The following is a 16,180-nucleotide window of genomic DNA, read 5'->3' as shown; positions in this document are numbered from 1 at the left end:
GGGCGGGATGCGGCATTTCACGCAAGAATCGCCGGCCGCGGCCGGAGAGGTTCACGGCGACGCCTTCACCGCCCGCTGCTCCCACAGCCAGACGCGGTTCTGGCTGCTCGACCAGTTGCGGCCGGGCGATCCGAGCCTGCATGTGGCCGCCCGCTGGCGCATCGCCGGGCGGCTCGATGCCGAGATCCTGACCCGCGCCTTCCGCCTCCTGCTCGACCGCCACGAGGCGTTGCGCACCGCGATCGTCGGGGAGGGCGGGCGGCCGGTGCAGCGGATCGCCGGAACGGTGCCGCTGGCGTTTTCCGAAATCGACCTCTCCGGCCTGCCCGGCGACCGCCTCGGCGAGGCGCGCGAGATCGCCGCGTCGGAGGCTGGGAAACCCTTCGATCTCGCCCGCGCACCGCTCCTACGGGTGACGCTGCTGCGGCTCGGGCGCGGCGATTCCCTGCTGCTCGTCACCGCCCATCACAGCGTCTGCGACGGCTGGTCGATGGTGGTGCTGGCCCGCGAATTCGTCTCGATCTACGGCGCCCTGATCCGGGGACAGCTGCCGGCTCCGGCGCCGCCGGCGCTGCATTATGCCGACTTCGCGGAATGGGAGGTCTCCCCGGCCCTCGCCGAGGCGGCGGAACGCGACCTCGCCTTCTGGGCGCAATCCTTGCGCGACCTCACCCCGTTCGAGCTGCCGCCGGATCATCCCCGCCGCCCCGGCCGGGAGCGCCGCTTTGCCGCCGAGACCCGCCAGCTCTCCGCCGATCTCGGCGCGCGGATGGAGGCCTGCGCGCGGGCGCGGGGCGCCACCCCCTTCGTCCTCGCCTGCACCCTCCTGTTCGGGCTTCTGAGCGCGCGCACCGGGCGCAGCGACATCGCCATCGGCACGCAGGTACTGGGGCGTGACGAGATCGAACTGGAGGGGGTCGTCGGCACCTTCGTGAACACGCTGGTGCTTCGGACCCATCTCGGAGCGGAGCAGGGCTTCGCCGAGCGGCTGGCGGCGACGCGCCGAACGATCCTCGACGCCTGCGATCACGCCCTCGCCCCGTTCGACCGGGTGGTGCAGGCCCTGGCCCCCTGCCGCGACGGGCTGCGGCCGCCGCCGGTTTCGGTCAACATCCGGATGCGGCCGACGCCCCAGGCGACGCCGTCCGGCGAGGCCTCAATCGGGGAGCCGGCCCCGATCCGCCTCGTCGATCTCGATTACGCCGCCACCGGCAGCTTCTTCGACCTCGATCTCGAACTGGCGCCGGGCGAGGCCGGCTGGCGCCTGATCTGCGAGTACGATGCCGGTCTCTACAAGGTGGAGACCGTTGCCGGCCTGCTCGCGGATTTCGAGCAGGCCGCCCGCGCAGCGGTCGGGGCACGCCTGCCCGATCCGGTTCCCCTGGCGAGCGGCGGGGGCGGGGTCGCGGCCGAGCGTGAAGCGGCCTCCCCGGGAGCGGGTCAGCCGAAGGCGGAGGAGGCCGCCGCGAGCGCGCCAACGGATGCGGCACCTGACGCCGAGACACCCGCCCCCTCGGCGAGTGAGGGGCCTGACGACCTGCTGCCCATGATACGCGCGATCTGGCGGGAGATGCTGGGTCGCCCCGACCTGTCCGACGACGAGGATTTCTTCGCGGCGGGCGGTCACTCGCTCCTGGCCGCCCGCGTCGTCGCGCGGATCGAGGCGGCGACGGGCCGAACCGTTCCGCTCTGGTCGTTTTTCGAAGCGGGCACGGTGGCGCGGCTCTGCGCCCTGCTCGGCGGCGAGGCGGCGGCGGGCGTGCGGCACCGCTCGCTTCAGGAACCGCCGCCGACGGCGCAGGCGCGGCCGGGCTTTACCGCGATCCACCATGCCGCGGCCGATCAGGAGCTCTACCGGCCCCTGTCCGAGGCCCTGGGGGCGGACCATCCCTTCGCGACGCTGCAACTGGAAAGCCGGGTTCCACCCCACGAGGAAACCCTGGAGCGGCTGGCCGGCGCCTATCGCGACGCGATCGATGCCGCGCAGCCGCAAGGGCCGATCCGCCTCGTCGGGTTCTGCCGCTCGGGCGTCCTCGCCTTCGAGATCGCCCGGCAGTTCGCGCAAGGCGGCCGGGACGTCGCCCTCGTCGTCCTCATCGATTGCTGGGAGCCCGGCTATATCAGGCGCTTCACGCCGCGCGCGCGCGTCCGGGTGATGGCGGCCTATAGGCGCGGCCGGCTCGCCGCGCTGATCCGGCACGTCCGCCGCGACGGCCTCGGCTACCTCGGCTCGCGGGCCCATCTCTGGTTCCGCTCGCATCGCTCCTGGCGTGGGTTGCGGCGTGCCCTGAACCGGGTCGGGCTCGCCTCCCCGAGCCCGGAGGACGCGTTCTGGCAATTGACCGACGAACTCGACGCGCTGGCCCTGGCCTACGAGCCGCGCCCCCATTCGGGGCCGGTGCTGATCGTCCGCAGCGAGAGCGTTCCGGTCGGCCCCGCCCTCGACCCGATGCTCGGCTGGCGGGCCTATGCCGAGAACAGTCAAAGCGTCAGCGTTCCGGGTTTCGGCCACGAGGGCGCGTTCTCCCCCGCCGGCTGCCGGGTGATGGCGGCCAAGATCAGCCTGATGGCGTGCCGGTGACCGGGAGACGTCTCCGACCTGATGGCATCAGGCCGGAATCTCTAGACCTCTGAATTATCCCGCATTCCTCCGACGAACCGGCCACCACTTCGTCGGAATGCGCTCCAGCCTGCTGCCCTTCGCCGCACGCACCAGGGGCGCGTCCTGAACCGCTTGCAACCCCTCGTCGGCCGAATGTAATTTATGTTAATAAGAAGCAGACGCTGCGTGGAGGAGCGATGACGGGTCTGTCGTTGGTGATTTGGGGAGCGATCGGCGTCGGATTTCTCGCGATGCTGTTCCTTCTGCACGAACTCAAGAACGCTCCCTACGACGACGGCCTCGAACCCGAGCAGGTGCTGTCCGAACTGGAAAAGCAGAGGTTGCGCTACCGGTCGCTGGATTAGCGAAGCGCTACGCTTGAGGACGGCACCCATGGTGCGGGCACGACGGGATCGCGCCTCATCCGCGGACCTGTTCGTAGCGGAATAAGGCACGCGGCCCTTCGATGGCGCACGGAGCACGACCGAACCCGCTTCACGCGATGGCGCGCCCGTCCCGCATCCGTGCGGCGAGCGCCGTCCGGTAGACCGACATCAGCGTGGCGGTCGTCGCCGTCTCGGTCCAGTCGCGCAGGTAGGCGGCTCGCGCGGCCACGCCCATCCGACGGGCTTCCTCCGGCCGGGCGCGCAGCCGCTCGATGGCCTGCGCAAGCTCGGCCGGATCGCCCGGCGTCACCAACAGACCCGTCACGCCCTCCTCGACGAGGCCGGCGAGCGCACCGATCCGTGAGGCGATGACCGGCGTGCCCGCGGCGTAGGCCTCGGCCACGACCATCGGCAGCCCCTCGTACCAGAGCGAGGGCACGACGAGGGCGACGGCCCGGCCCATCCGCGCCCGCATCTCCGCGCGGGGCAGGGCTCCGAGCAGGTTGAGCCCCGGCGCCCCCTCCAGCATTTCCCGCAGCGGCCCTTCGCCCGCGACATCGACCGGTGCGCTAAGGAGCGCGCCGGCCCCCTTCAGGACCTCGACGCCCTTCTCCGGGCTGAGCCGGCCGGCAAACAGGATGCCCTCGCGCGGGCCCTCCTTCGGTGGCCCCGGATCGGGCAGGCCGTTGGGCTTCACGAAGATGCGGTGCGCCGGCAAACCCGCCGCGATGAAGCGACCGCGGGCGAATTCGGTCAGCGCGACGAAGGCATCGACGTCCCGCGTCCAGGTGCCGGTGCGGCGGTGCCGGTCGATCATCCGCGCCACGGCAAACGTGCCGAGCCGCGAGCCGCGGTAGCAGCCGTGGCGCACGGCCGCGTAGGAGGAGCCGGTGAGGCAGGTCTCGCAGGGGGCGCCGTCGCGCATCAGCATCGCGCCGGCGCAGGCGAGGCGGAAATTGTGCAGCGTCTGCACCGTCACCGGGCCGAGCGCCCGCACCACCCCGTGCATGGCGGGCGAGACCAGCGGAAAGGTGTTGTGGGCGTGGACCACGTCCGGCTGGAAGCGCTCCACCGCCGCGACGACGCGGGCGATGCCGCGCGGCGCGTGCGGTGCCTCGAAGGCCGTGCGCAGGCGGTCGAGCGGCGTGCGGATATCGTCGTTGTGGAAGGCCAGCGTCTCGACGGTGCAGCCGGCCTCGGCGAGAGCCGCGGCCTCGTGCTCCACCACCGCGTCCTCGCCGCCCCGGATCTGGTAGTGGTTGTGGACGATGAGGACGCGCAACGGATGGCTCCTTACGACCGGCGCGGCTCGGGCTGCCGCGCCATCTTCCACAGGAAGACCGGCGCCATGACGAGATAGCGCCGCCACAGCCGCCGAGGCTCGCTCAGGAGCCGGTGCAGCCATTCGAGGGCGAGCACCTGCATGAGTTTCGGCGCGCGCTTGACCGCTCCGGAATGGAAATCGAAGGCGGCGCCGACACCGATCAGCACCATGCCGGGCAAACGGTCGAGGTGATCGTTCATCCAGATGTCTTGCTTGGGCGTGGACATGCCGACCCAGACGATGTGCGGCTCGGCCGCCTTGATCGCATCGGTGAGCTGCGCGTCGAGATCGGGCGCGACCGCGCCGAAGGGCGGGCAGGCGAGGCCGCAGACCTCGCTGCCGGGATATTTGCGGGCGAAATTCGCCGCGACCTCTTCGGCCACGCCCTCCTTGCCGCCGTAGAGATAGTGGCGGATGCCGGTGTTCTGGGTGGCGGCGAACATCTCCTCCATCAGCGAGGGGCCCGGCACGCGGCCGGTGCCGTGCGCGCGGAAGAACCGGCTGATGATGGTGAGCGGCGCGCCGTCCGGGGTGATCATGCTCGCCCGCTCGTGCGCCGCCCTCAGGTCGGGCTGGTCCTGGGCGCACATGATGCCGTGCACGTCGCGCACGCAGATCATGCTGGTGCGCCGCGCCCGCGCCCAGCCGATGATGGTGCGCACGGCGAACGGCATGTCGATGACGCTCACCGGCACGCCGAGGATGCGGGTCGCCGGAAGGCGGTGTGCCGCCGGCCCGTCCGCCTGGACGAGATAGGGATCGTTCCGGTTGATACGGAGCGCGTAGGGCCCGGAGGCCGGGATGGCCATGGCATCGCTCATGGGCAGGCTTCCCTCGATCTCAGCCATGGGCGACATGCTCCTGGAACCACGCATAGGTCGCGGCGATGCCGTCCCGCAGCGGCACCTTCGGCGCCCAGCCGAGGCCGCGCAGCTTGTCCGCCGACATCAGCTTGCGCGGCGTGCCGTCGGGCTTGCTCGGATCGCGAACGATCTCCCCCTCGAACTCGACGACGTCGCAGACGAGGCGGGTCAGGTCGTAGATCGGGATGTCTTCGCCCGAGCCGACATTGACGTGCTCGGACTCGGAATAGGTCTTCATCAGGTGGACGCAGGCATCGGCGCAGTCATCGACGTGCAGGAACTCACGACGCGGCGATCCGGTGCCCCAGATCACCATTTCCTTGGCGCCGGCACGCTTGGCCTCATGCGCCTTGCGGATCAGGGCCGGCAGGACGTGGCTGGAATTGAGGTCGAAATTGTCGCCCGGCCCGTAGAGGTTGGTCGGCATGGCCGAGATGAAGTCGCGGCCATGCTGCTGACGGTAGGCTTGGGCGAGCTTGATCCCGGCGATCTTGGCGACCGCGTACCACTCGTTGGTCGGCTCCAGCGACCCAGTGAGCAGGCTCGACTCGACGATCGGTTGCTCGGCGAATTTCGGATAGATGCAGCTTGAGCCCAGGAACAGCAGCTTGCCGACATCCGCGCGGAACGCCGCCTCGATGACGTTGGCCTCGATCATCAGGTTTTCGTAGAGGAAGTCGGCCGGGTAGGTCGCGTTGGCCAGAATCCCGCCGACCTTGGCCGCGGCCAGGAATACCGCGTCCGGCCTCCGGTCGCGCATCCAGGCCCGCACGGCGGCCTGATCGCACAGGTCGAGTTCCGCGCGGGTGGCGGTGAGGATCTCGCAATCCTCACGTTCCAAGCGCCGCACCAGGGCGCCGCCGACGAGGCCGCGATGTCCGGCGACGAAGACGGTCTTGCCCGCCAAGCTGTGCATCGGTCGGCCCCTACAGAAGCGGGTTGGAATCGGTCGGCGCCGGGTTCTCGCGGTACCACGCGACCGTGCGCTCGATGCCCTGGACCAGGGAAACGCTCGGCGCGTAGCCGATCGCCTGCATCTTGCCGATGTCGGGGCAGCGGCGCGGCGTCGCCCCGGCGGCGGCCGGTCCGGCGATCAGCTCGACGCGGGTGCCGAGCGCTTCGGCAGTGATCCGGGCGAGATCGCGGATTGCGACCTCTTCCATCGAGCCGATATGGTAGACGTTCATGCTCTCGCCGTCGCGCCACATCCGGACGATGCCGTCGACGACATCGCTGACGTAGCAGAAGGCGCGGGTCTCGCTGCCGTCGCCCTGGAGCGTGATCGACCCGCCGTCCCCGGCCGCGACGATCTTCTCGATGAGCTGCGGCACGACATGCTTCCAGCCCATATCCGGCCCGTAGATGTTGTGCGGGCGGAAGACCTGGACCTTGCGCAGCTTGTCGCGGCAATAGTTGAAGGCGATCAGCTCCGAGATCAGCTTCGACCCGCCATAGGAGTAGCGCGGGTTGAGCGAGTCGGGGATGACCATCTCGATGGTTTCGTCCGTCGGCACCACCCGCGGGGTCTGGTAGACCTCGGCCGAGGAGGCGACGACGAGATCGGGCACGCCGGCCTCGATGCAGGCTTCCGACACGGCGAGCGCGCCGCGCACGCCGACATCGAGCACGAGCTGCGGCTGCGTGTAGAAGTTCTCCGTGCCGTTGACGGCGGCCAGATGGAACACGCACTCGACGCCCCGGAGTGCTTCGACCAGCGCATCCTTGTCACGCACGTCGAGCGTCACGCGCTCGATCGCGCCCTGCGCGTTGGCGAGCCGCGAGGCCTGCCCGCGGATGTAGTTGTCGATCGCGACGACCGCGTGCCCCTCGGCCAGGAGCGCGCGGGTAAGGTGGGCGCCGATGAATCCGCCCGCCCCGGTGACAGCCAGTCTGCTCATTGAAACTTACCCACGAGGTTGCCCACGGTGACGTAGCGATTTTCCAGAACCTCCGCCGGCATCTCGCTGAGGTTGTTCCAGTAATCGTAGACGAAGGCGTCGTCCGACATCGTCCCGATGATCGTCTCGAGATCGATCTTGGAATATTCCGGATGGTTGTTGGCGATCACCAGCACGTCGGCGCCCTCGCAGGCGGCGGCGAGGCTGTCGTATGGCGTCAGCCCCGACGAGATCGCCCGGATGTGGTCCATCGGCACCACGCCGTCATAGACCCGGATTTCCGAGAACTGCTCAGTCGCCATCATCTCGCGGATGACGTGGAGCGACATCGATCCGCGCAGATCGTCGGTCTCCGGGCGGCCCTTGAAGGCGAGGCCGGCCACCACCGCCTTGAACGGTCCGGTTCGGCGCGCCCGCAGCCGTTCGACGAGGCTGCCCACCGTCTCCGCCGGCTGACGCTCGTTGACGAGGCGCGAGGCGGCGGTGATTTCGAGGTTCACGCCCTGGCCCGAGACCGAGGAGAGCAGGATGTGCGGGTCCTTCTCCAGGCAGGGCCCGCCGACGAGGCCGGGTGCCGCGACATTGGTGCGGGTGTAGCCGAGCTTGCCATAGCGGATGACGTCGTTGGCGTTGATGCCGAGGGCGTCGCAGGCCCGCGCCACCTCGTTGGCGAAGGCGAAGTGGACGTCGCGCGAGGTGTTGTCCACCAGCTTGATCATCTCCGCCGTCTCCGGGCTCGCGACCCGGACGATGGTGTGGGTCAGACGGCTGAACAGGGCGGCGGCCGCATCGGAGGCGTCGGGCGTCTCGCCGCCGACGATCTGCGGCAGGTTGATGAGTTCGCGCATCGCGTCGCCTTCGAGCGTCCGCTCGGGGCACATGGCGAGGTGGTAGGGCGTGCCGGTGCGGTCGAGGATCGGCTTGACCACGCCGGTCGTCGTGCCGATCCGCACGGTCGAGCGCAGGATCACCGTCGCGCCGTCAGAGAAGTGCTCGGCCACCTCGCGCGTCGCCTCCTCGATCATGTCGAGACGCGGCTCGTGGGAGCCGGGATAGAGCGGGGTGCCGACCGTGATGATGTAATACTCGGCCCGCGGCACGTCGTGCGTCGTGGTGCTCGCGACGAAGCGGCCCTTCTTCACGACGTCGGCCAGCGCGGCCTGGAGCCCCACCTCGGCGAAATGCGGCACGCCGGCATTGGTCTTCTCGACGACGTCGGCCCGCTTCTCGATGCCGTAGACCTGGACACCGCGGCGCGCCAAGGCGACGGATAGGGTCAGGCCGACGTAACCGAGACCGATGATGACGACGTTGGGAGCTTTTCTCGCGTCCATGACTTGGTCCCGTCTGCGATCGATCGTCGGAATCTCTGACCCGATTTGAAATCCGGCGCGGCGCAAGCGCCCGCCTGTCACCGCGTCATTGCTCCACCCCGGGACGGCAGAAACCGCCGGGATCGAACTCTGATCAGTTCAGCAAAGCCTGTGCCTGAGGAAAACCGTATCAAAACGGGATCAACGGCCCGTCGGCGAACAGAGTGGCCGCGTCTTGTGAAGATTTCGGGACTTTCGCTTGGTGAACGGCCGGAGTCCGACGGGCGGAGCATTTGATCCTTATCGGATCGGCCCGGGGCCGGGATCGCGATCCGTTCACCCGCCGCGCCCTTTCAATCCCGCACCATCCGCGCGGCCCATAGCCTCAGCCCGCCCCGGCGGCGCCCAGGCAACGCTTCGCTCCGCGCTTCGTTCGTCCTGCCGGAGACAGCGGGGGGCGCATCGGGCGCCGCCGGCTTGGAGGGCGATGCGCATGCCGGTTCGGATGACCCAGGAAACGCAGGACGTGATCGACGGCCGGCGGCAGGTGGTGGTGCGAGTTCTGTTCGGCCGGCCGGATGCGGGACGCGACATCGTCGAAGTCTCGGCGACGGTCCGGGTGCCCGCCATCGAATCCGAAACGCAGACGGAGGCCGCCGCGCGGCAGATGGCACGGCGGGCGCTCGAACAGGCGCTGGCGGCCTTCCCGCTCTGAGCGGGCCGCCATCGGTCACGGCGGCACGGCGCCGGCTTTGTGAGAGACCGTGAGGATGGCGCCGCGGCAACCCGCGGTCGTTATCCCCGCATCACGGCGCGCTCGGAGCCGGTGAGGTCGGCGCTTCGGATCCTGCGGCGAGAGTCACGAGGGAGCGCAGGAAGGCGGCCCGCGACGTGCGCAGGACCGCCTGCGCGTCCCGCGCCTGGATCAGCCGCTCGGTCAGGCGCAACACGGTCTCGTCGCTGACACGGGCCGCGATCCGCAGTGCCTCGGTCTGCGCCTCGGGGCCGAACCGGCCGCGGGTGGCGGCGAGAATGGCGCCCACGGTCTGCAGCGGCGGCTGGACGCCGAGGCGGTCCAGATACGCGTTCCAGATCGGATCGCAGGCCATCTCCGTGGCGAGCCAGATCCGTTCGCCCAGCGTCGCCACATCCTGTTCCGACGGGTTCGTCGCCTCACCGGCGGTTCCGACGTTCATACGGCCTGTCCCGAGGCTTCGTTGCGGGAGGGGAGGGCCCGCCCATCGTCGGACCGGCCCACGGGCTCACGTCCATCGCCCACGCCCTCTCCTGACAACGAATGCCGTTCGCGCCTCCATCCGACCGCCGTTCGGTGTCTCCGGGGACAAGGTGCGGATTCTCACGCCGCGCAACCATCGGGCCGATTTCGTCTTTTCCGCACCCTTCCCTTGCGGTCGAACCGTCGGGCATGCCTTAAGTGCATCCGCGAGTGCCGCGCCCACCAGGGCGAGTGGTCTCATCCCAAATCCTGCCGCTCCCGTCGGGATGGCGGATTCGGGTTTCGCTCACGCGCCGCGCGGGCTGGGCGATACGCTTCCCGCTTCGATCGAGCGGAAACCGTATCACTCGCACGCGCCGTCCCTTTTCGTCCTTCAGGCCGCTCCCGAGCCTGCATCTCGCCCGGGTTGATGTCGTCCAACGCCCTTCTCGCCGCCGCCGCGATCCTCCCCTTCGCGGGCTCCGTCCTCGCGGGCGCCCTGCCGAGCCATGCGCGCACCGCCGCGGCCGTGCTCGCCGGATTCGTGATCCTGGCCAGCCTCGGCTGCATCCTCGCGCTCACGCCGCACCTGGCCGAGGGTGGCACCGTCGTCCACGCGGTCGAGTGGCTGCCGAGCCTCGGCGTCAACCTCGTCCTGCGTCTCGATGGGCTCGCCTGGCTATTCGCGGTGCTGGTGCTCGCCATCGGCGCGCTCGTGGTGCTCTACGCGCGCTACTACATGGCCGCCGCCGATCCGGTGCCGCGGTTGTTCTCCTACTTCCTCGCCTTCGTCGGCGCGATGCTCGGCATCGTGCTCGCCGGCAACCTGATCCAGCTCGTCCTGTTCTGGGAATTGACGAGCATCGTCTCGTTCCTGCTGATCGGCTACTGGTACGACAACGCCGCGGCCCGTGACGGCGCGCGGATGTCGCTCACCATCACCGCGGCGGGCGGCCTGTGCCTGCTTGTCGGGACGGTGCTGATCGGGCGCATCGTCGGCAGCTACGATCTGGCGACAGTGCTGGCCTCGGGCGACACGATCCGCAACAGCCCGCTCTACCTGCCGGCCCTGGTGCTGGTGCTCATGGGCGCGCTCACCAAGTCGGCGCAGTTCCCGTTCCACATCTGGCTGCCGCGGGCGATGGCGGCGCCGACGCCGATCAGCGCCTACCTGCACTCGGCCACCATGGTGAAGGCCGGCATCTTCCTGATGATCCGCCTGTGGCCGGTGCTCTCGGGCACCGACGCTTGGTACTGGATCGTCGGCAGCGCGGGCATGGCGACCCTGCTGGTCGGCTCGTGGAGCGCGATCTTCCAGCACGACCTGAAGGGTCTGCTCGCCTACTCGACCATCAGCCATCTCGGGCTGATCACGCTGCTGCTCGGCCTCAACTCGCCCCTCGCCGTGGTCGCCGCGATCTTCCACACGGTGAACCACGCGACCTTCAAGGCCTCGCTGTTCATGGCGGTCGGCATCATCGACCACGAGACCGGCACGCGCGACATGCGCCGCCTCTCCGGCCTGTGGCGGGCGATGCCCTACACGGCCACGCTCGCCATGGTCGCCGCCGCCGCGATGGCCGGCGTGCCGCTGCTCAACGGCTTCCTCTCGAAGGAGATGTTCCTCTCCGAGGCGGTCGACAACATGGGCGACCACCCGATCCAAATCGCCCTGCCGGTGCTGGCGACCTTAGCCAGCGCCTTCACCATGCTCTACTCGCTGCGCTTCATCCGCCAGACCTTCTTCGGCCCGCCCCCGCGCGACCTGCCCGAGACGCCGCACGAGCCGGTGCGCTGGATGCGCATTCCGATCGAGATGCTGGTGCTCACCTGCATCGCCATCGGCCTCGTCCCGAACCTGACCATCGGCCCGGCCCTGGAGCGGGCCGTGAGCGCGGTGTTCGGCGCAAAAACCCCGACCTACAGCCTCGCGATCTGGCACGGCTTCAACGCGCCGCTGGCGCTCAGCATGATCGCCCTCGTCGGCGGCGTGCTGCTCTACGTCCTGTTCGGAAAGCGCATCAACACCAACCCCCGCGGCGGCCCCTGGCTGATGGACCGGCTCGACGGCGGCTGGCTGTTCGAGCGCGCGATGACCGGGCTGACGAAGGGCGCCCGTCTGCTGGAACGGGCCTTCGGCGCCGAGCGACTCCAGCCGCAACTGCGCATCCTGTTCCTCGCCGCCCTGCTCGCCGCCCTGGCGACGGGGATCGCCCGCGAGCTCGACCTCTTCGCGCTCGGCCGGCTGACGCCGTTCGATCCCGCCTTCGCGCTGATGTGGCTCGTCGGCGGCGCCTGCGCGATCGGCGCGGCGGAGCGGGCGAAGTATCATCGCCTCTCGGCTACGATCTTCGTCGGCGGGGCAGGGCTCGTCAGCAGCCTGACCTTCCTCTGGCTCTCGGCGCCGGATCTGGCGGTGACACAGATCCTCGTCGAGATCGTTACCACCGTGATGCTGCTGCTGGGCCTGCGCTGGCTGCCCAAGCGCGACCGGGCCATTCCCGCGCCCGCCGCCGCCAAGGCGCGGGCCCGCCGCCGCCGCATCGTCGATCTCTGCATCGCCGCGTTTGCCGGGCTCGGGCTCGCGGGCCTCGCTTACGCCGTGATGACCCGCCCGGCCGGCGACGGCATCGCGCGCTGGTTCATCGAGGAGGCCTATCCGCAGGCGGGCGGGCGCAACGTCGTCAACGTGCTGCTCGTCGATTTCCGCGCCTTCGACACGCTGGGCGAGATTTCGGTGCTCGGCATCGTCGGGCTCACGGTGTTCGCGCTGCTGCGCCGTTTCCGCCCGGCGCCGGACAGCTTGGGGCGTCCCAAGCAGCAGCACCACCACGACGTCTATGACCGCGCCCGCGAGGGCCGCAAACCCGGCGACACCACCGCCGACGCCCTGTTGGTGCCGCGGGTGGTGATGACGTGGCTGTTCCCGTTCATCGTCCTCCTGTCGCTGCACCTGTTCCTGCGCGGGCACGACCTGCCCGGCGGCGGCTTCGCGGCGGGCATCGCGCTCACCATCGCCTTCATCCTGCAATACATGGCCTGCGGCGCGCAGTGGGTGGAGGAGCGCCTGCGCATCCAGCCGATCTCGTGGATCGGCCTCGGCCTGCTCATCGCGGTGGGTGCCGGCGCGGCCTCGTGGGTGTTCGGGCGGCCCTTCCTCACTGCCTACTTCGCCTATTGGGAGCTGCCGCTGCTCGGCAAGGTGCCGGCGGCAAGCGCCCTGGTGTTCGATCTCGGGATCATGGTGCTCGTGGTGGGCGCGAGCGCGCTGATGCTGGTGGCGCTCGCCCACCAATCCCTGCGCCGCACCCGCAGCGCGGACGCGGATGCCGAACAGGCCGGCGAGGAGACGGCGTAATGGAGATCGTGCTGTCGGCCGGAATCGGCGTCTTCGCCGCCTCCGGCGTGTGGCTGATGCTGCGCCCGCGCACCTTCCAGGTGGCGCTGGGGCTCTCGCTGCTGAGCTACGCCGTCAACCTGTTCATCTTCGCCATGGGCCGGCTCACCGTCGGCGCGCCGCCGGTGCTCGGGGCCGGGCCCGAGACCGTCTCGGTCGATGATCCGGTGCCGCAGGCGCTCGTGCTCACCGCGCTGGTGATCAGCTTCGCGCTCACCGCCCTGTTCCTCGTGGTGCTGCTCGCGGCCCGCGGCATCACCGGCAGCGATCACGTCGACGGCCGGGAGCCGCATCACGCCGAACCGACGCCGGAGAACCCGCATCCATGAACGCGCCCCTCTTGAGCGGCCCCGGCGCGGTCCTGTGGTCCGATCATCTCGTCGTCCTGCCGGTCGTGCTGCCGATCGCGGTGGCCGGGGTGATGTTCCTGATGGACGAGCGGCGCCATCGCCTGAAGGCGGCGATGAGTCTCGCCACGGTGCTGGTGCTGCTCGGCATCGCCCTCCTGCTCGTCGGTCGGGCGGCCGAGGCGCCGGAGGTCTACCGACTGGGCAACTGGGCCGCGCCCTACGGCATCGTGCTGGTGGCCGACCGGCTCTCGGCCGTGATGCTGACCCTGGCGAGCGTGCTGGGGCTTGCCGCCCTCGTCTTCTCCTTCGCCCGCTGGGGCCGGGCGGGCCCGCGCTTCCACGGCCTGTTCCTGCTGCTGCTGATGGGGGTGAACGGCGCCTTCCTCACCGGTGACGTGTTCAACCTGTTCGTGTTCTTCGAAGTAATGCTGGCGGCCTCCTACGGCCTCGTCCTGCACGGCTCGGGCGAGACCCGCATCCGGGCGGGTCTGGGCTACATCGCCGTCAACCTCGTCGCCTCGCTGTTCTTCCTCATCGGTGTCAGCCTGATCTACGGCACGATGGGCACGCTCAACATGGCCGACCTCGCCCGGCGGCTCGCGAGCCCGCCCGCCGAGGCCGCCCTGTTCGAGGTCGGCTGCGCCGTGCTCGGCATCGCCTTCCTCATCAAGTGCAGCGCCTGGCCCCTCGGCTTCTGGCTGCCGACCACCTATTCCGCCGCCACCGCCCCCGCCGCGGCGATCCTGGCGATCCTGAGCAAGGTCGGCGTCTACGTCGTGATCCGCCTCAGCCTGCTCCTGTTCGGGGATGGCAGCTCGGAAGGGTTCGGCCAGAACTGGATCCTCGTCACCGGCCTCGCAACCGTCGCCTTCGGTACCTTCGGCATCTTGGCCGCGCGCCATCTGACGCGGGCGGCGGGCTACGCGGTGATGATCTCGTCAGGCACGGTGCTCGCCGCCCTCGGCACCGGCAGTGAAGCGGCGCTTTCCGGCGCGCTCTACTACCTCGTCGGCTCGACCTGCGCGGCCGGCGCCCTGTTCCTGCTGGCCGAGATCCTCCAGCGCGGCCGTGACCCGGCGGACGCCGCCCAGCCGGTCTTTGCCGACGAGTACCGCGATCCCTTCGACGATGCCGACGCCATCGAGGTCGGCCGGGCGATCCCCGCCGCGGTGGCGATCCTCGGCAGCGGCTTCCTGCTCTGCACGCTGATGCTCGCTGGCATCCCGCCGCTCGCCGGCTTCGTCGGCAAGCTGGCGATGTTCTCGGGCCTGGCCTCCGACACCATGACCGCCTCGGCTTGGTGGCTGATCGCGGCGCTCACGCTCTCCAGCCTCGGCACCCTGATTCCCCTGGTGCGGCTCGGCATCTTCAGCCTGTGGGTGCCGCATGACGACCCGCCCCCGGTGATGCGGACGCCGGAACTGGCGGGCCTCAGCGTCCTACTGGCGGCCTGCATCGCGCTCGCGCTCTGGGGCGGGCCGGCGCTCGCCTATACCGAGGCCACCGTGCGCTGGCTGTCGCAGCCGCAGGACTACGTTCGGGCCGTCCTCGATGCGGGCGAGGGTGAAGCGGGCAAAAGCGGCGCGGACAAGGGCGGTTCGGATAAGGGTACGGCGGGGGCACGCTCATGAACGCGATTCTGCCCCATCCCTTCCTCTCCGCCGGCCTCACCCTGATGTGGCTGCTGCTGAACGCGCCGCCGACACCGGGCAACGTCGTCCTCGCGCTCCTCGTCGGTTTGATCGTGCCGGCGGTGATGCGGGCGCTGCGCCCGCGGCCGGTGCGGGTCCGCCGCCCCGGTCTCGCCGTGCGGCTGCTGTTCATTGTCCTCTACGACATGCTGCGCTCCAACATCGATGTCGCCAAGATCATTCTCGGCCTGCATCGCGGCGAGCGGCGCACCGGCTTCGTCTCGATCCCCCTCGACATGACGACGCCGTTCGGCCTGTCAATTCTGTCGATCATCCTGACCGCGACGCCCGGCACCCTCTGGGTCCAGTACGATTCCCATTCCGGGCGCCTGCTGATGCACCTGCTCGACGACACCGACAGCGAAGGCTGGGTCCGCCGCGTCAAGGACCGCTACGAGCGCCCCCTGATGGAGATCTTCGCGTGAGCGCCGCCACCATCCTCGATTGGGGCCTCGGCCTCGCCCAAGGCATGCTGGTGCTGGCCATGGCGCTGGCCGCGTGGCGGATGCTGCGCGGCCCCCGCGCCCAGGACCGGATCCTCGGCCTCGACACGCTCTACCTCAACGGCATGCTGGCCATCGTCGTCCACGGCATGCGCACCGGCAGCGGGCTCTATTTCGAGGGCGCGCTGATCCTCGGCATGATCGGCTTCACCGCCACCGTGGCGCTCGCCAAGTTCCTGATGCAGGGCGAGGTGATCCAGTGACCGGCGCCGACCTGCCCGCCTGGGCGGCCTGGATCGTCGTGGCGCTGGCGCTCGGCGGCGCCGGCTTCTCGCTGACCGGCGCGCTCGGGCTCATCCGCCTGAAGACCTTCTACGAGCGCGTCCACGCCCCGACGCTCGGGGCCACCCTCGGCGCCTTCCTGATCCTGGCCGGCTCGATGCTGCTGCTGTCGCTGATCGAGGGGCACATCGTCCTGCGCGACGTGCTGATCGGCCTGTTCATCACCATCACCACGCCGGTGACGATGCTGCTGCTGGCCCGCGCCGCCGCCCACCGCGACCGCACCGAGAAGAACCCGAAGGCCCCGCCCGAGCCATGATGCTTTTGGGTTGAGAGCCTCGGCATCGCGGAGGGTCGGGATCGAGGGGCGACGGCCCGCCGCCCTAGCCCTTCGTTGAGATTGCGGCCTCGGCAG

The 16,180-nt window shown here is 69.9% G+C and carries 15 protein-coding genes; 9 read left to right on the top strand and 6 right to left on the bottom strand.

Features of this window, described 5'->3' with window-relative positions; genetic code table 11:
• Positions 1 to 7: 7 nt before the first annotated feature.
• Both ASF53_RS10950 and ASF53_RS26295 read left to right on the top strand, forming a co-directional pair.
• Entirely contained in the window at positions 8 to 2,581 is a 2,574-nt protein-coding gene (locus ASF53_RS10950) for a condensation domain-containing protein (protein WP_056197844.1), read from the top strand.
• A gap of 218 nt (positions 2,582 to 2,799) precedes the next feature.
• The gene (locus tag ASF53_RS26295) at positions 2,800 to 2,967 is read left to right on the top strand and encodes a hypothetical protein (protein WP_200943211.1); all 168 of its coding nucleotides are present in this window, start codon (positions 2,800 to 2,802) and stop codon (positions 2,965 to 2,967) included.
• 130 nt (positions 2,968 to 3,097) lie between these two features.
• Here the strand turns inward: ASF53_RS26295 and ASF53_RS10945 are convergent, their stop codons facing one another.
• From ASF53_RS10945 to ASF53_RS10925, 5 genes are read right to left on the bottom strand one after another with little or no spacing between them, the layout of a single operon-like run.
• Positions 3,098 to 4,270, bottom strand: a complete 1,173-nt coding sequence (locus ASF53_RS10945; protein WP_056197842.1) for a glycosyltransferase — start codon at positions 4,268 to 4,270, stop codon at positions 3,098 to 3,100.
• Between the two features lie 11 nt (positions 4,271 to 4,281).
• Positions 4,282 to 5,160: a WecB/TagA/CpsF family glycosyltransferase gene (locus ASF53_RS10940; protein WP_056197839.1), complete on the bottom strand. Its 879-nt coding sequence runs from the start codon at positions 5,158 to 5,160 to the stop codon at positions 4,282 to 4,284.
• On the bottom strand, positions 5,153 to 6,091 hold the full coding sequence (gene fcl, locus ASF53_RS10935; protein WP_056197837.1) for a GDP-L-fucose synthase: 939 nt from the start codon (positions 6,089 to 6,091) through the stop codon (positions 5,153 to 5,155). Before fcl ends, ASF53_RS10940 begins: the two co-directional genes overlap by 8 nt.
• 10 nt (positions 6,092 to 6,101) lie before the next feature.
• On the bottom strand, positions 6,102 to 7,073 hold the full coding sequence (locus tag ASF53_RS10930) for an NAD-dependent epimerase/dehydratase family protein (protein WP_056197836.1): 972 nt from the start codon (positions 7,071 to 7,073) through the stop codon (positions 6,102 to 6,104).
• On the bottom strand, positions 7,070 to 8,407 hold the full coding sequence (locus ASF53_RS10925) for a nucleotide sugar dehydrogenase (protein ID WP_056197834.1): 1,338 nt from the start codon (positions 8,405 to 8,407) through the stop codon (positions 7,070 to 7,072). Before ASF53_RS10925 ends, ASF53_RS10930 begins: the two co-directional genes overlap by 4 nt.
• 472 nt (positions 8,408 to 8,879) lie before the next feature.
• On the opposite strand from ASF53_RS10925, the gene ASF53_RS10920 reads away from it, so the two are divergent.
• Positions 8,880 to 9,101 carry a hypothetical protein gene (locus tag ASF53_RS10920; RefSeq protein WP_056198431.1) on the top strand — a complete coding sequence of 74 codons (222 nt, stop codon included), beginning with the start codon at positions 8,880 to 8,882 and terminating at the stop codon, positions 9,099 to 9,101.
• A 91-nt stretch (positions 9,102 to 9,192) separates the two neighbouring features.
• Here ASF53_RS10920 and ASF53_RS10915 read toward each other — a convergent pair whose 3' ends face one another.
• Positions 9,193 to 9,582 carry a hypothetical protein gene (locus tag ASF53_RS10915; RefSeq protein ID WP_056197832.1) on the bottom strand — a complete coding sequence of 130 codons (390 nt, stop codon included), beginning with the start codon at positions 9,580 to 9,582 and terminating at the stop codon, positions 9,193 to 9,195.
• Between the two features lie 450 nt (positions 9,583 to 10,032).
• On the opposite strand from ASF53_RS10915, the gene ASF53_RS10910 reads away from it, so the two are divergent.
• From ASF53_RS10910 to mnhG, 6 genes are read left to right on the top strand one after another with little or no spacing between them, the layout of a single operon-like run.
• On the top strand, positions 10,033 to 12,960 hold the full coding sequence (locus ASF53_RS10910; RefSeq protein ID WP_056197830.1) for a monovalent cation/H+ antiporter subunit A: 2,928 nt from the start codon (positions 10,033 to 10,035) through the stop codon (positions 12,958 to 12,960).
• Positions 12,960 to 13,328 carry a Na+/H+ antiporter subunit C gene (locus ASF53_RS10905; protein WP_003600887.1) on the top strand — a complete coding sequence of 123 codons (369 nt, stop codon included), beginning with the start codon at positions 12,960 to 12,962 and terminating at the stop codon, positions 13,326 to 13,328. Before ASF53_RS10910 ends, ASF53_RS10905 begins: the two co-directional genes overlap by 1 nt.
• Positions 13,325 to 14,980, top strand: a complete 1,656-nt coding sequence (locus tag ASF53_RS10900; protein ID WP_056197828.1) for a monovalent cation/H+ antiporter subunit D — start codon at positions 13,325 to 13,327, stop codon at positions 14,978 to 14,980. The genes ASF53_RS10905 and ASF53_RS10900 overlap by 4 nt, the downstream gene beginning before the upstream one ends.
• The gene (locus ASF53_RS10895) at positions 14,977 to 15,465 is read left to right on the top strand and encodes a Na+/H+ antiporter subunit E (protein ID WP_056197826.1); all 489 of its coding nucleotides are present in this window, start codon (positions 14,977 to 14,979) and stop codon (positions 15,463 to 15,465) included. Before ASF53_RS10900 ends, ASF53_RS10895 begins: the two co-directional genes overlap by 4 nt.
• Positions 15,462 to 15,746 carry a K+/H+ antiporter subunit F gene (locus tag ASF53_RS10890; RefSeq protein WP_012255673.1) on the top strand — a complete coding sequence of 95 codons (285 nt, stop codon included), beginning with the start codon at positions 15,462 to 15,464 and terminating at the stop codon, positions 15,744 to 15,746. The genes ASF53_RS10895 and ASF53_RS10890 overlap by 4 nt, the downstream gene beginning before the upstream one ends.
• Entirely contained in the window at positions 15,743 to 16,084 is a 342-nt protein-coding gene (gene mnhG, locus ASF53_RS10885) for a monovalent cation/H(+) antiporter subunit G (protein WP_003600883.1), read from the top strand. Before ASF53_RS10890 ends, mnhG begins: the two co-directional genes overlap by 4 nt.
• Positions 16,085 to 16,180: the final 96 nt, after the last annotated feature.

The organism is Methylobacterium sp. Leaf123 (assembly GCF_001423405.1).
Taxonomy (GTDB): domain Bacteria; phylum Pseudomonadota; class Alphaproteobacteria; order Rhizobiales; family Beijerinckiaceae; genus Methylobacterium.
This window is presented reverse-complemented; position numbering and strand designations above follow the sequence as displayed.

Coding starts and splice junctions, on each gene's coding strand:
- ASF53_RS10950 (WP_056197844.1), top strand. CDS start 8: ATGCGGCATTTCACGCAAGAATCGCCGGCCGCGGCCGGAGAGGTTCAC.
- ASF53_RS26295 (WP_200943211.1), top strand. CDS start 2,800: ATGACGGGTCTGTCGTTGGTGATTTGGGGAGCGATCGGCGTCGGATTT.
- ASF53_RS10940 (WP_056197839.1), bottom strand. CDS start 5,160: ATGGCTGAGATCGAGGGAAGCCTGCCCATGAGCGATGCCATGGCCATC.
- fcl (WP_056197837.1), bottom strand. CDS start 6,091: ATGCACAGCTTGGCGGGCAAGACCGTCTTCGTCGCCGGACATCGCGGC.
- ASF53_RS10930 (WP_056197836.1), bottom strand. CDS start 7,073: ATGAGCAGACTGGCTGTCACCGGGGCGGGCGGATTCATCGGCGCCCAC.
- ASF53_RS10925 (WP_056197834.1), bottom strand. CDS start 8,407: ATGGACGCGAGAAAAGCTCCCAACGTCGTCATCATCGGTCTCGGTTAC.
- ASF53_RS10920 (WP_056198431.1), top strand. CDS start 8,880: ATGCCGGTTCGGATGACCCAGGAAACGCAGGACGTGATCGACGGCCGG.
- ASF53_RS10915 (WP_056197832.1), bottom strand. CDS start 9,582: ATGAACGTCGGAACCGCCGGTGAGGCGACGAACCCGTCGGAACAGGAT.
- ASF53_RS10910 (WP_056197830.1), top strand. CDS start 10,033: ATGTCGTCCAACGCCCTTCTCGCCGCCGCCGCGATCCTCCCCTTCGCG.
- ASF53_RS10905 (WP_003600887.1), top strand. CDS start 12,960: ATGGAGATCGTGCTGTCGGCCGGAATCGGCGTCTTCGCCGCCTCCGGC.
- ASF53_RS10900 (WP_056197828.1), top strand. CDS start 13,325: ATGAACGCGCCCCTCTTGAGCGGCCCCGGCGCGGTCCTGTGGTCCGAT.
- ASF53_RS10895 (WP_056197826.1), top strand. CDS start 14,977: ATGAACGCGATTCTGCCCCATCCCTTCCTCTCCGCCGGCCTCACCCTG.